Origin of the sequence: Streptosporangium carneum (assembly GCF_027922005.1) — a bacterium.
GTDB lineage: Bacteria > Actinomycetota > Actinomycetes > Streptosporangiales > Streptosporangiaceae > Streptosporangium > Streptosporangium carneum.
Map to the genome: position 1 here is coordinate 173,169 of NZ_BSEV01000012.1, position 14,097 is coordinate 187,265.

Sequence of the window (14,097 nt, forward strand, 5' to 3'; positions counted from 1 at the left end):
ATGAAGACCCGGGGGAGGGGGGAGGCGCAGGCAGGGTGCGCAGGATCTCCGCCTGGCGGGTCAGCTCCTCGTCCCCCTGACGTCGCCGCTCCGGCGTCATCAGGCGGCCCTCCGATGCGCCGTCTCCGCCTCGCGCATCCGCGCCGCCAAACCCTCGGCGGTGTCGTCCGAGACGATCAGCGGCTCGGGAGCCGGCCAGGCCGCGAGGGCGTAGAAGCGGCGGTCGCCGAGACTGTAGAGCACGCTCCACCCCCGCCAGGTGTCGTTCAGCAGCTTGGCCTGGTCACGGGCGGGACCGTCCCACAGGCGTTGGTGAACCCTCGTGTGAGGTCGCCCCTCACGATGTCGCCCCGGCTCACGGGCGGAACGCCGCCTGATCACTGCGTTTCCCGTCCCGCCGCCTCCTGCCGACCGACCTCGGCCTGAAGATCGGCGAAGGTGTCGGCGTCCACGGTGCGGAACGGCGGCCGGTGCAACGAGGTGTCCTCGGCCGCCGTGCAGGGGAAGGGCTCCTGGCGGCTGGCCCAGTAGCGCCCCGCGTCGCTGCGGATGACCCGCCAGCCCGGGATGGCCGGGCTGGTCGCGGTGGACCTAGCATCGCTCATGGATCGCACTCCTTTGCGATCGAGGAACCCCGTATGGCCTGTCCGCCTGCGGGGTTCCGCTTTACGTGGCCTTGCCTGCTGCCATAGTTGGAGTCACGCACCGCACCGGACAAGACACAGTGCGTTGCGGCTCGGGTGTGCAAGCCGTGCAACAGGGGCAGGGTGAAGGCGATGGGCGCAGAGTCACCGGAGTGGCGGGAGTTCGGCCGCGCAGTGCGAAAGCGGCGCGAGCAGTGCCAGATGAGTCAGCGTCGGCTCGCCGAGCGGATCCGCTGGAACTACTCGATGGTGAGCCGCTGGGAGGCCGCCACCCATCGCCCGCCTGCCGACGCGATCGAAGCTCTGGACGCCGAGCTCGGCGCCGAGGGGAAGCTGATCTCGCTGGGGCTGCGCGCCGCCATGGCCGATGCGGACCGGTCACGAAGGAGTAACGTCGAAGTAAAGGCCTTGACGCGGGATGAGGACGAGGACATGGAACGCAGACGACTGATGCGGGATGCCGTCGCCGTCGCCGCGGTAGGCGCTATGGCTCCTGTTCTGACCTCGTTGAGCGACGCTCTGGCCGTCGCGCAGCAGCCGTTGCCGGGGGCGAGCGTGTCGCAGGGGATGATCGACGACTGGGAGCACGCCGCCGACATCCACGAGCAGCGGGCGCGCCTGGACCCTCCCGCCGTCGTCCTCGCCGCGCTCGCGGTCGACTACACCGACATGGCGCCCCATCTGGGGCGTGCCCAACCTGACGCCGTGCAGCGTGATCTCACGCATGCCGCCGCGCGCCACGCGGCCCTGATCGGAGGCAAGTGGTTCGACCTGGGCAATCGCCGCCAGGCGCACCGGTGGTGGGCACAGACGCGCCTGCTGAGCGCACAAGCTGGGGACGACCTCCTGGCGTCGTGGCTGAGAGGCTGGGAGGCGGGATATCGGAGGCAGGATCCGGACGAGAACCTTGACGACGTGCTTGTCGTGGCGAGAGAGGCGCGTCGCCTCGCGGGAGACGACCCCAGCGAGCCGCTCGTGGCTGCTCTCGGGGTCGAGTCGCTGATCCTCGCGATGATGGGGCGTCACACTGAGGCGATCACCGCGCTGCGCCGGACCGAGGAGACGTACGAGCGGCTGTCCGCCTCGGGAAGCTCGCGCCAGGGTCGTGCCCTGTGGCACAACCGAACGCTGGTCTACACGCTCGCGGGAGACGTCAAACGGGCCGAGGCCGCCCGAGACACGGCCGAGAGCCTCTATCCGGCGGGGCACCGTACGGCGACCATGCTCGCCTTCTACGGCGCGGCGCTCCACGCCCGCACCGATCCCAGTGAGGGCGCGCATCAGGCACTGCGCCTCGTCGACGCGCTGCCTGCCGAGCGGCGCGATACCCGGGTGATGTCGGCGACCCGTCTGGTCGTCGACGCCCTGCCGGAGAAGGCCCGCGCCCTGCCCGAGGCGAGGGAACTGCGCGCCCTGACGGTGGGCGGTCGATCGGCCTGATCGCCGTTGGCGTGCTGGACGGCGACGGGTGACCGGGTCGGTGGCCGGCAAGTGCGACGGGCGACGGATCCTTCCCCCGAGGGCTGGGGGACGGCGGTCCGAGCGGGAGTCGCGCAGGCGCGGGGAGTCGGCGAGATCTACGTGATGTACGCATGGAGATCCGTACGCGGGTGGTGTCCGGCGCTTGACGGTTCGTGGGGCGGGATGCGGAACTTGTGGTTCGTGCGGAGGGGTGTCCACGCGCGGAGGGGAGTCTGTGCTTCGACGTCCGGTGGCCGGTTTGTGACAGGCGGCTCCGGCTCGCGGACGCGGCCGTGGCTCCCGTCCGGTGACCCTGGGTGACGGGTTCGGTGGTAAATGTGCAGGTCGGGACACTCGCACTGCTGTTTGGATAGCAATGCGTGGCCTTTGGGTAATCAGTGCCCGTGCTGGCCAGGCGTAATGTGCTTTCTTCGCCCCCCTCGTCCGGGATGGGCGGTCAGCCGGGTTCCAGACCCGGTTTGCTCAGTAACCATGATGCCTGCAGCATAGGCGTGGCTTTCCTGAAACAATCGGCAAGGCGGTTAGAGTAAGTGCTTGACCATGGTTAACGGGGTCGGGAGTAATACGACACCGCGTCAGCCGGGGGATTGGCGCGAGCGGAGGCAAGATGGCTCGAAGGTCAACCGTCCGTGATCCTCGGATCACCGACGACCCTGAGCTGTCGGCATACCCGGGGGCGCCTCGCGACCCCGAGTTCGACCGCTCTCCGGCGCGAGGGCGGGGCGCGCCGTCCCGGGGTCGCTGGTCCGGCGGTGGCGGGCGTTGGCTCGTATGGGCAGGTCGCGCCATACTTTGGGCGCTAATAGTGGTCATCGTGGTGAACGGGGTCCGTGCACCTTTTGAGCGCTTCACTCAGCAGAACGCCACAGGTGGAGCGACCCCTGTTTCCCCGGACACCGAATTTCCCGTCAGCCGGGCGACGTCTTTCGCCAGCCAGTTCGCCGCGGTCTATCTGAATTTCGAGGCCGTCCGCTCCCAGGAAAGGGCGTCCAGGCTCGCCCCCTACCTGCCCGACGGCGCCGAGCCGCAGTTCGGCTGGGACGGGCTCGGCCGGATGGCCGCCGGAGCGGTGCAGCCGTACGGCTCCGAGATCATCGACAGGGAGAACGCCGTGGTGACGCTGGCCTTCCAGTCGGGAGACCGCCGTCAGCTGCTGTCCGTGCCGGTGTTCTACGACACCGAGACCGGCAGGTTCGTCGTCTCGGGGCGTCCGGGCATCCTGCCCGCGCCGACACCGGCCGACCTGCCCGCGGTGGCGGACGGGGAGCGGGACGACGCCGCGGAGACCGAGCTGCGCACCCCCCTGGCCGACTTCTTCAAGGCGTACGCCGCCGGAGACACCGTGTCCCTGCAGCGCTACGCGGCCGCCGGGGTCACGCTGGAGGGCTTCGGCGGCGCCTTCACCTTCGTGAACCTCAAGGACCTCGTCGTTCCCTCCGGTGGCGGCGCCACCCGCGAGGCGACCGCGACGGTCGTGTGGGGCGTGCCCTCGGGGGCGACCCCGTCCGCCGACTCCACCGCCTCGGACCCGGGCGAGATGAGCGGGAAGCTGGAGCAGGCATATCGCCTCACCGTCGTGAAACAGGGCGACAAGTGGTTCGTCAAGGACATCCGAGGCGCGAAACGGTCTGTGGGGTAACACATGATCGAATGGTGCCGGTCCACAGTGAGCAGACCCCCCCTGATCGGCGAGTCGGCGGTGAGCGGGTTCCCATATGCGTGTCATGAGCCCGCGACTCCCCGGGCCGTGATCACAAGCACGGAGGACGAGAAGTGATCCTGAAGACCATCCTGCTGAACGCGATGGACCTCGCTCAGCCAACGGCGCCTCCGAAGGGCGTGGACACCCAGGGCCTGGCCAACTTCCTCCGAAGCTTCTTCGCCCCGCTCTTCCTCGTCATCGTGTCCGTCGTGGCGCTCTTCTTCCTCTTCACCCGTGAGATCACCAGGTTCGTCCAGTTCATCATCCTCGCGATCGCCATCGGAGTGATCTTCTACGTGCCCAACATCATCGAGGTGACCGCGAAGGCGATCGCGGGGGCGCTGGGGATCTCGGGGGGTTGAGACCGCGCGTAAGCGGTCAAACAACGAGTGGCGGAGAGGAGGAGCGTGTGGATCTACCCACGTATACCAATATCTGGCGGATCGAAAAGCGGCTCTACAAGCTGTACGACCTACGGCTGCCGACGCCGCTTCCGATCGTCTGGATCGGTGTGTTCGTGGGTGTGGTGGCCCCCTGGTCACTGCTGCTCGCGCTGCTCGGCCTGCCTTTCGACGCACCCTGGCACGTGGTCTACCTCGTGCCGCCCGGGGTCGTCACCTGGCTGTCGACCAGGCCGGTGATCGAGAGCAAGAGACTCACCGAGCTGCTCCAGTCGCAGGTCCGCTACGTCGGGGAGCCGCGCACCTGGTGCCGGATGGCTCCGACCACGGAGCCCGCGGAGATCACCCTGACCGGCAGGGTCTGGCGCGCGGCGCCCCAGAAGGCCGAGGTCCGTGGCAGGGCCGCGCGCAAGGCAAGGCAGGCCCAGGCGAAGCGCGCCGCGACCCCGGCCCGCGAGGTGCGGCCCGTCGTCGCCGCCGCGGCTGCCGCGGCCACGGCGGCGGCCACGAATCCGGCTCCGGTCGTGCGTGAGCGCGCAGCAAGGGGCACGGCTCCTGTCCCGCGCAGGGGCGCCGCCCCGGCCCTCGGGCACGCCGCCCCCGCCGACACGTCCAGGGAACCCGCCGAGACGTCCAGGGAAACGGCTTCCTCCAGGCCCTCCGGGCGGCCCGCCACGACCCCGGTCGAGCGGGTCTTCGCTCCGCCTCCTCGCTCCTTCCCCGTAGAGGTCAAGGTCCAGGGCGATCGGACGCCCACCGCGTCGGCTCCCCAGGCCCCGGAGACTTCCGTCTCGTCCGCCGCCCAGGCCCCCGCCGCGCCGTCTTCCCGAACCCCCCAGGCGCAGGCCGCCCGGGTTTCGCAGACCGAGGCCTCCCAGGCTCCCGCCGCACCGTCGGCTCCCGGCGCACCGGTCGTCAGGGCTCCGCGGACCCCCGTCGCTCCTGTGGATTCCACCGCGTCCCCGGTTTCCTCCTCCACGGCCGCCTCCTCCACGGCCGCGGCCTCCGCGACCCCTGAGGCCCCGATCGGAGCCGAGGCGTTGCGGCGGCTGCGCAGGCTCGCCGCCTCGGCCGAGGCCGAGCGAACCGCCTCGTCCCAGGCCCAGCGGCCCGAACGCTCGGAGGAGTCCCAGCGCCCCGAGGAGTCCCAGGGGCCGGAGCGCTCCGGGGAGTTCCAGCGCTCCGAACGGTCTGACGGGCCCCGGCAAGCCGCGGTCGAGCGGGGCGAGCCTGTCGAGCGCTCCAAGCGGCCCGCACCGGTCGAGCGCCCTGTTCGGGGCGAGCGCCCGCCGCTCGTCGAGGCGAGGTCCGCTGCCGAGGCGAAGCCCACGGCTGAGGCGAAGCCCATGGTCGAGGCGAAGCCCGATGCAGAGGTGAGATCCGCTCCCGGGGCGAAGGCTGTTCCCGAGGCGAAGACCGTTCCCGAGGTGAAGGCCGTTCCCGAGGTGAAGGCCGTTCCTGAGGCGGGGATCGACGCCGGGCGCGCCGAGCCCGTCGGCCCCGAGGCCGCGCCCGCCGAGCGGCCTTCCGCGACGCCGGGCTTCGTCGGCCCCTCCCCGGTCGGGCGACGTGTCACGGAGACCACGACCAAGGGGGGCGACGTCCCGCGGAGGGACACCTCCGCGCGGGAGACGCCGGGCAAGGGCGTGCCGGTCAGGGGTGTGCCCCGCGAGACGCCCGGCAAGGGCGCGCAGGTCGGGAGTGGGCCTCGCCAGACGCCCGGCAGGGACGTGCCGGTGCGGAGCGTGCCCCGTGAGGTGCCGATGTGGAACGTCTCCCGTGAGACGCCGGTCGGCGACGCGCCCCGCGAGACGCCCGGCAAGAAGGACGTGCCGCGTGAGGGCGCGCCGTTGAGGAGCGGTCCGTCGGGAACCCCTCAGGGCAGGGCGGACGAGAGCGCGCTGGCCCAGCACCGCAAGGGGCAGCCGGCCCCCGCCGAGCAGGTCGCCGACAGGCAGCGGGCCCGCTCGCAGGAGCGGCAGACGGGGACGCCGGGAGGCGTCTCGATCAGGGCGGTCCCCTCGGGACCCGTCACCGGCTCCGACCCGGTGACGCCCGCGGTTCCCGTGCCGAGGCCCGGCCATCCGGAGACCCGGGTCCGCAGGGTCGAGTCGGTCGTCGGCAGGGACTCGGCCGGCGGCTGGCGGCGGCTGGCACAGGTGGTCATCGGGCCCGGGGGCGGAAGCCGTACGGACGGCTCCGAGATCGACGAGGCGCGGGCCAGGGCGGCGTTCACCGGCAGCCGCAGGGTGGTCGTGCTCGGGTGCACCGGCGGCGCGGGGCAGACCACGACCGCGCTCATGCTCGGCCACACCCTCGCCCGTCACCGCGAGGACCGGGTGCTCGCCGTCGACGCGAACACCGGCGCGAACGCCCTGTCCGGCCGGGTCCAGGCCGAGTCGCCCGAGACGCTGACCTCCCTGCTGGCCGGGCTCGACAACGTCAACGGCTATCTCGGCATGCGCACCTACACCAGCCGCTGCGCCTCGGGCCTGGAGGTTCTCGCCGGTGACGCCGACTCCGGCGCCGAGCAGCGGCTCTCCGACCGCACGCTCTTCTCCGACCGGCGGCTCGGCCAGACCATGGACGTCCTCGACCGCCACTACAAGCTGATCGTCGTCGACCCGGCCGCGGCGCTGGCGGCGCGGGTGCTTCCCTACGCCGACCAGCTCGTCCTGGTCGTCCCCGCGAGCGAGGACGGGCCCGACGCGGTCGCCATGACCTACGAGTGGCTTGACGGGCACGGCTGCGCCGACCTCCGCAGGCGCGCGATCATGGTCGTCAACGGGGTGAGCCGCCGCAGCATGGGCGACGTGGAACAGGCGGAGGCCGTCGCCAGGGGCCGGTGCAGGGCGATCGTGCGGGTGCCCTGGGAGGACGAGCTCGCTCCCGGAAGGTCGGAGCGGGTGGAGCCGTCCCACCTGCGCGCGCCGGGCCGCCGGGCGTATCTCGCGCTGGCAGGGGTCGTGGTCGCGGGTTTCGGAGCGGCGCAGGCGGTTCGACCGAGCGAGGAGGAAGTGGCCCAGTGATCCCCCGGGCGCGAGGAGAAGTGGTGAACGGGCGTAACGAGGTGTCCAGGTGAACGGATGCGGCGAGGGGGCCCCCGGCCCCGGAGCGTCTGCCGTGCGTCCGCGGAAGGCCGCAGGTCGGGCGAAGGAGGTCGTGTGAGCCGCCCGTCGCGGGCACGCAACCGCCTCGCCGTCCGATACTTCGACGACCGGATCCTGCTGACCGACTCGTCGGTCTGGGCCTATTTCCGGCTGCCGACCGTGAGTTACGAGTTCGTCACCCCGGAGGAGCGGGAGGCGCTGGCCACCAACGTCACGATCGCGCTGGCGGCGATCAGGATGCCGGACGCCGAGGTGCACCTGCGGGTCGCGCATCGCACCTATCCCGCGGCCGAGTGGGCGATGGCCCTGAACGCCACCTCCGACGAGGGCCCCGGCTGGCGCGACTACCTGGAGGAGATGTACCGGCACGTCTGGGCGAAGGACTTCTGGACCAAGGAGGTCTACCTCGGCGTACGGCTCGGCGCGCGCGGCAGGCAGCTGGGCAACGGGGTGCTCTCCCAGCTGTTCGGCTTCTACCAGCGCAGTGAGAAGGCCCTTGGCATCGAGGACGACCACGTCCCCCGGGCCGAGATCGCCAAATGGAGCGAGCAGGCGGAGCGTCTGGGCCGGGCCCTGTCGTCGAGCGCCCTGTACGCCAGGCACGCGACCTCGACCGAGATCGCGTGGCTGTTCCAGCACGCCGCGACCGGTTCCCTCGGCGATCCCCCCGCCTCGGCCAGCCCGAAGCGGACGTGGGGAAGGGGTGAGATCGAGGCCCTGGTCGAGGGGCAGATCCACAACGGCAGGTCGCTGCTGCGGGTCGAGCAGCCCGACGGCGACTCCTACGTCGCGCACCTGTCCTTCGCCCGCTTCCCCGACCTGATGCCCTTCCCCGACGGCGAGCCGTGGATGCACTTCGCCGACCAGCTGCCCTTCCCCGTGGAGATCAGCTCCAGAATGCGGCTGATCTCGCCGATCAAGGCCAGCAAGGACGTCGCGCGCAAGCTCGCCCACGCCCGTGACATGGACATCCACATCCGCGAGGCCGGGGCGGAGGCGCCGCTGGCGCTGGCCGAGCAGATTGACGCGGCCCGGATGCTGGAGCACGGCATCACCAAGGAGCGACTGCCCTTCGTGTACGGCTGGCACCGCCTGATCGTGTCCGCCCCGACGGAGGAGATCTGCGTCCAGCGGGTCGAGGCGGTCGTGGAGCACTACCGCGACATGGGCATCGACATCGTCAACTCGACCGGCGACCAGTTCTCGCTGTTCTGCGAGGCGCTTCCCGGCGAGAAGGTCCGGGTCAACGCCTACGCCCAGCGGCAGCCGCTGCGCACCATCGCGGGCGGCATGGCGACCGCGACCGTCGACCTGGGCGACCGGGTCGACGAGGGCAACGCGGGCTGGATGGGGCCGTACGTCGGGGAGACCCTGGGCAGGGCCCGCAGCATCGTGCACTTCGACCCGTTGGTCGCGGCCACCCGCAACCGCCCCACGGCCATCGCGATCACCGGCGAGCCCGGCGGCGGCAAGACGACCCTGGCGCTGCTGATGATCTACCAGATGGCGTTGCGCGGCGTGACGATCGCCGTCATCGACCCGAAGGGCGACGCCGAGTCCCTGGTCCAGCTGCTGCAGGGGCGGGGCAGGAAGGCGCGGACCATCCCGCTCGGCTCGGCCGCGCCCGGCCTGCTCGACCCGTTCTCCTTCGGGGAGGACATCGCGGCCAAGAAGACGATGGCCAGCGAGACCCTGCGCCTGCTGCTTCCCCGCATGTCCGAGGAGCGCGAGTCGGCGATGATCCAGGCGGTCGCGGCGGTCTCCAACGGGCCCGACCCCTCCCTGGGCAAGGTCGTCGAGCACCTCGAGCAGACCGAGGACGCCGCCTCGAAGAACCTGGGCGCCGTGCTCCGCTCGATGTCGGAGATGCACCTCGCGCGGCTGTGCTTCGACCCCTCGGGCGGCGACCAGATCGACACCGAGGGCTGGACCACGGTCTTCACCCTGGGAGGCCTGACCCTCCCCGACGCCTCGACGGGCCGCGACGACTACTCCTACGAGCAGCGCCTGTCGGTGGCGCTGCTCTATCTGGTCGCGCAGTTCGCCAGGGGCCTGATGAACGGCCTCGACAGGCGGACGCCCAAGGCGATCTTCCTGGACGAGGCGTGGGCCATCACCTCGACGCCTGAGGGCGCCAAGCTGGTGCCCGAGGTCAGCCGGATGGGGCGTTCGCGCAACACCGCGCTGGTGCTGGTCTCGCAGAACGCGGGCGACCTGCTGAACGAACAGGTGACCAACTGCCTGTCCTCGGTGTTCGCCTTCAGGTCCACCGAACGGGTGGAGGTGGACCACGTGATGGCGCTGCTCGGGGTCGAACCCTCTGAGGAGCACAAGGCGGTGCTGCGCTCGCTGGGCAACGGCGAGTGCGTGTTTCGGGATCTGGACGGTCGCGCGGGCCGGATAGGGGTGGACCTCATCTCCGATGAGCTGCTCCGCTGGCTCGACACGAATCCGACCCACGACAAACCCGATGAGAACGTGCATGATCTTTCTGGGGGCGACAGAGTCAGTAGGTCTGGGGCTGCGGCGCTGGAGGTACGGTCATGAAAGGCTCCCTGAAGGGGCGCGAGCACTCCCGCAAGAGACGACTACGCAGGCGGATCGCCATCGCGTTGATGGCGATGGCCGCCTTCCTCGCACTGCCGCTGCTGCTGCCGACGGGCCCGTCGGCCACCGCGGCCGCCGCCATCTGCGACCTCTCCCCGGACCTGGCCCCCGAGATCGTCGGGTCGGGCGTGGACGGTCTGCTCAAACCGCCGCCCCCGGACGCGGCGGCGGGAGTCCCCGCCGCCGTGCCGTCTCCCGCGCCGACCGCGGGCGCGCAGGCCGCCGCCCCACAGGACAACTACTCCAGATACGGCACCAGCGGGCTGTTCTGGCACACCCACCAGCTCGGCTGTGACGACGTCGCCGCGGTCATGGGCAACATGACCGCGAACACGGTCTTCTCCTGGGCCAAGGCGCTCGACCGGCTGACCATCACGACCTACCAGGCGGCGGCCACCGAGGGCCCCCTTGAGTCGATCAAGAACGTCGTCGACGACATGGTCAAGAGCCTGGCCGACGCGATGTACTGGCCGTACCTCCGGCCGGTCGTCATCCTCGGCGCCATCTGGATCGCCTGGTACGGCCTGATCCGCAAGCGCGCGACCACGACCGCCGAGGGCATCATCTGGATGGTCCTCGCGGTCACCGTCGCCGTGTGGTTCTTCAGCCGCCCCGGCGACTTCACCGGCATCGGCAAGACCGTCACCGACAAGACCGGTGAGATCGTCAACTCCGCCTTCTCCGGCCTGCCGAACGCGGGCGGAGCCTCCTGCCTTCCTGCCAAGGGTGACGCCAATCCCCAGGCGAAGCCCGGTGGTTACGGCCAGACCGGCGTCCCGGGAGTCGACCAGAACGCCGAGGCGCTCTGGTCGACCCTGGTCTGCAAGCCGTGGCTGATGGGTGAGTTCGGCACCGCCGACCCCAAGGCGCCGGTGGTGCGGGACTTCGGTGCGAAGCTGCTGGACATCCAGGCGTTGGACGCGGCCGAGATGAAGGCGTCCCAGACCCCCAACACGAATGCCCATCAGGCACGGTACGAGGAGGATGTCGCCAACAGGCTGGAGAACACGCCCATTTTCTTCCTCCTCCAGGGAAAGGATTGGACGAGCAGGCTCGGCATCGCGATCGGCGCGCTGGTCGCGGCGATGGTCGCGGGACTGCTGATCTTCCTGGTCGCGGTGTCGCTGCTGGTTCTCAAGATCGGCTTCCTGCTGCTGCTGATCCTCGCTCCGATCTTCCTCCTGCTCGGAGTCCATCCGGGATCGGGGCGGATCATCGCGATGCGCTGGGTCGAGATGCTGGTCGGCACACTCCTCAGACAGGCGGTGCTCGCCCTGGTCCTGAGCGTCCTGGTGTACGGCTACGCGCTGATCATCTCCACGGCGCTGCCGTGGGGCATGCAGGTCATGTTCATGGCTCTGATGACGATCGCGGTGTTCTTCTACCGGCGGCCGTTCCAGCACCTGTTCTCCTCCATGGACGGACACACCCTCACCACCCGCATGCTGGGTGAGGCGACCTCCGCGCCGACGCTGCAGCGCGCGGCCGGGGCGCTGCCGCCGGTCGCGGCGGCCAGGGTCGGCCGCTGGGGCATGCGCAAGGCCGAGCCCGTGCTGCAGGCGGCCGCGCTCGCGGGCGGAGCCTCGGTCGCGACGGCCGCGGCCGCGGTGGCCCAGGGCAGGGTGCGCGGCGAGGAGGGCGCACAGGCGACGGGCACGCCCTCGGGCACCAGGGTCCCGGTCGGCACGCAGCCCGCGCCGCTGGACACCGACGCCCAGACCGGCACCCGGCGCAAGGGCACGGGCCGCCCCGTCACCGCGGCGCGCACCGGCGCGGCCCCGCCGCTCAACCTGTCCGGCGGCGGTACGGCGGGCGGCGCGTCCCCGACCAGGTCCGGCGGTTCCGTGCGGAGCGGCGCGGGCGCCTCAAGCGGTTCAGGCGGTTCAGGCGGTTCAGGCGGCGCGGGCGGCGGCTGGTTCGGCGGCGCCTCAGGAGGCTGGGCCCCGCAGCGAGGCTCGGGGTCGGCGGGCGGATCCTCCCCGTCGTCCTCCGGCAGGTCCTCAGGAGGCGGCGGCAGGTCCTCCGGCGGCGGCGGTTCCTCCGCGCCCTCGTCCTCCGGCAGGTCCTCCGGCGGGGGCGGTCGCTCCGGCGGCGGCCTTTTCGGAGGCGGCGGCGGTGGCGGCGGTTCCCGGCGATCCGAGTCCGGCTCGCGCGGCTCGGGGAACGGTTCGGGCAACGGCGGCGGCTCCCGGGGCTCGTCGAGGTCGGGCAGCAGCATCTTCGGATCGTCCGGATCCTCGAGGGACGACGCGGGGCGCGGCAGGTCCTCGGACGCGCCGCCGCTGTGGTTGCCCGGCAGGCCGGAGCGTGACAGGCAGGCAGACGAGGCGGCGGCGCCGTTCTGGCTCCGCGCCTCGAATCCCGATAAGGACTGAGGATGGCGGAGGAGGGCAACCGGCGGGGCGTCGTCTTCGCGGTGCTGGTCGCGATGCTCGCACTGGTCGGCGTCTACCTGACCATGTGGCCGGACTCCGGCGGCGAGGAGAACACCGCCGCCGGGCCGGCCGGGGTGAGCCGTACCGTGCTCGAGGCGCAGGGGAACCCCGAGGCGCAGGGGAACCCCGAACCCCCGCGTCCGGCCGCGACGGCCAGCAACGCGCCGTTCGACGTCTACTCCTACCTGCCGATGACCAAGCAGGAGCTGGCCGCCTCCGCCGACTACGCCCGGCGGTTCACCGCCGACTACGGCACCTACAGCTACGACGAGGAGCCCGCCGACTACGGTGACCGCCTGAGGGGATACACCACCGCCGAGTTCGCCGAGGTGCTGCTGCGCATCGTCACCTCGCCCGGCACCGTCGAGAAGAACGCGGCCGACCAGGTGGTCTCCGTCGGGACGGCGAAGGTGAAGGAGATCCGGCAGATCCAGAAGACCTCCGTGGTCTTCGTGGTCACCGGCACCCAGACCGTCACCGCCAAGAGCGGGACCAGGCAGCAGACGGCCGACTACGCCGTGACGCTCGTCGCGGTCGGCGCCGACTGGCGGGTCCACGACCTGCAGCCCGCGGACTCCGGGCAGGACGGGGACGACGACTCCGCCCAGGCCGGCGAGGTCGGCTGATGGGTGACAGAAAGGTCCGTCTCGCGCTGATCGTGGCCGTCACGGGCCTGTGCCTGCTGACGCTGAGCATGGCGCCGATGCTGATGGTCGGCTCGTTCCCCTCCTTCACCGGAGGCAGCCTGCCCGACTGCGACGACACGGCCCAGACCGTGTCGGACCAGTCGGAGACCGCGACCTCGGACATCCCGGCCGACTACCTCGAGCTGTACCGCGAGAGCGGCAAGAAGATCGGCGTGCAGTGGAACGTGCTCGCCGGGGTCGGCAAGCGGGAGACCGACCACGGGCGCTCGACGCTTCCCGGGGTCAGCAGCGGCACCAACTACGCCGGGGCCGCGGGGCCGATGCAGTTCCTGGTCAGCACCTGGGGCGGGAAAACGAAGATCAAGATTCCGTCGACGTTCAACGGTTACGCCTCGGACGGCGACGGCGACGGCTGGGCGGACATCTACAACCCGGCGGACGCCATCCTGGGCGCGGCGAAGATGCTCAAGCGCAACGGCGCGCCGGAGGACGTGCGCCGTTCGCTGTTCGTCTACAACCGGGCCTGGTGGTACGTCGACCAGGTCATGGAGATCGCCGAGAGGTACGCCAAGGACGGCGAGGTCGGCGTGCCCCCGGACGCCGAGGGGGCCTGCGACGAGCCCCTGCTGGAGGCCGCGCCCTCCGGCACGGTCTCCGGGATCCTGGAGTACGCCCTGGCCCAGCGCGGCAAGCCGTACCTGTGGGGCGGCACGGGACCCGACGCCTACGACTGCTCCGGGATCATCTACATGGCCTACCGGAGCGTCGGCCTGACCATCCCGCGCACCACCTTCGGGCAGTGGCCCTTCGGGGTGCGGGTCCCCGAGGGGGAGGAGCAGGCGGGCGACCTGGTCTTCTTCAACTCCGGTCCGGGAACGGGCGTCGACCGTCCGGGCCACGTCGGCATGGTGGTCTCGCCGGGCAAGATGGTCGAGGCCAGATGCCGTCTGTGCGGGCCGATCAAGGTCACCTCCTACAAGGAGCGCACCGGCATCGTCGGTTTCACCCGTCCGTTGCAGAATCCCCAGATCCTCGCACAGCTCAAATTGAAGGAGCAGGGCTGACACAA

At 71.1% G+C, this 14,097-nt stretch carries 10 protein-coding genes; 8 read left to right on the forward strand and 2 right to left on the reverse strand.

The genetic code is table 11. From position 1 onward, the window contains the following. Nucleotides 1-99: 99 nt before the first annotated feature. Together PKF00_RS25015 and PKF00_RS25020 are read right to left on the reverse strand one after the other, a co-directional pair. A complete protein-coding gene (locus PKF00_RS25015) occupies nucleotides 100-381 on the reverse strand; it encodes a hypothetical protein (RefSeq protein WP_271220071.1) in 282 nt (93 codons plus the stop codon). Beyond that, entirely contained in the window at nucleotides 378-605 is a 228-nt protein-coding gene (locus tag PKF00_RS25020) for a hypothetical protein (RefSeq protein ID WP_271220072.1), read from the reverse strand. The genes PKF00_RS25015 and PKF00_RS25020 overlap by 4 nt, the downstream gene beginning before the upstream one ends. 171 nt (nucleotides 606-776) lie before the next feature. Here PKF00_RS25020 and PKF00_RS25025 point away from each other — a divergent pair, with 171 nt between their 5' ends. The 8 genes from PKF00_RS25025 to PKF00_RS25060 all read left to right on the forward strand — a co-directional run bounded on the left by PKF00_RS25025 (nucleotide 777) and on the right by PKF00_RS25060 (nucleotide 14,092). Next, entirely contained in the window at nucleotides 777-2,084 is a 1,308-nt protein-coding gene (locus PKF00_RS25025; protein ID WP_271220073.1) for a helix-turn-helix domain-containing protein, read from the forward strand. A gap of 856 nt (nucleotides 2,085-2,940) precedes the next feature. Next, a complete protein-coding gene (locus PKF00_RS25030; RefSeq protein WP_271220074.1) occupies nucleotides 2,941-3,765 on the forward strand; it encodes a conjugal transfer protein in 825 nt (274 codons plus the stop codon). A 164-nt stretch (nucleotides 3,766-3,929) separates the two neighbouring features. Beyond that, nucleotides 3,930-4,190 carry a hypothetical protein gene (locus PKF00_RS25035; protein WP_271220134.1) on the forward strand — a complete coding sequence of 87 codons (261 nt, stop codon included), beginning with the start codon at nucleotides 3,930-3,932 and terminating at the stop codon, nucleotides 4,188-4,190. A 47-nt stretch (nucleotides 4,191-4,237) separates the two neighbouring features. After that, complete coding sequence (locus PKF00_RS25040; protein ID WP_271220075.1) at nucleotides 4,238-7,258, forward strand: TcpE family conjugal transfer membrane protein; 3,021 nt, start codon at nucleotides 4,238-4,240, stop codon at nucleotides 7,256-7,258. Nucleotides 7,259-7,393: 135 nt separating this feature from the next. Continuing rightward, a complete protein-coding gene (locus tag PKF00_RS25045) occupies nucleotides 7,394-9,886 on the forward strand; it encodes an ATP-binding protein (RefSeq protein ID WP_271220076.1) in 2,493 nt (830 codons plus the stop codon). Then, a complete protein-coding gene (locus PKF00_RS25050) occupies nucleotides 9,883-12,321 on the forward strand; it encodes a type IV secretion system protein (RefSeq protein ID WP_271220077.1) in 2,439 nt (812 codons plus the stop codon). The genes PKF00_RS25045 and PKF00_RS25050 overlap by 4 nt, the downstream gene beginning before the upstream one ends. Before the next feature lie 2 nt (nucleotides 12,322-12,323). Beyond that, nucleotides 12,324-13,007, forward strand: coding sequence for a hypothetical protein (locus PKF00_RS25055; RefSeq protein WP_271220078.1), 684 nt, complete (start codon nucleotides 12,324-12,326; stop codon nucleotides 13,005-13,007). Further along, nucleotides 13,007-14,092, forward strand: a complete 1,086-nt coding sequence (locus PKF00_RS25060) for a C40 family peptidase (protein WP_271220079.1) — start codon at nucleotides 13,007-13,009, stop codon at nucleotides 14,090-14,092. The genes PKF00_RS25055 and PKF00_RS25060 overlap by 1 nt, the downstream gene beginning before the upstream one ends. Nucleotides 14,093-14,097: the final 5 nt, after the last annotated feature.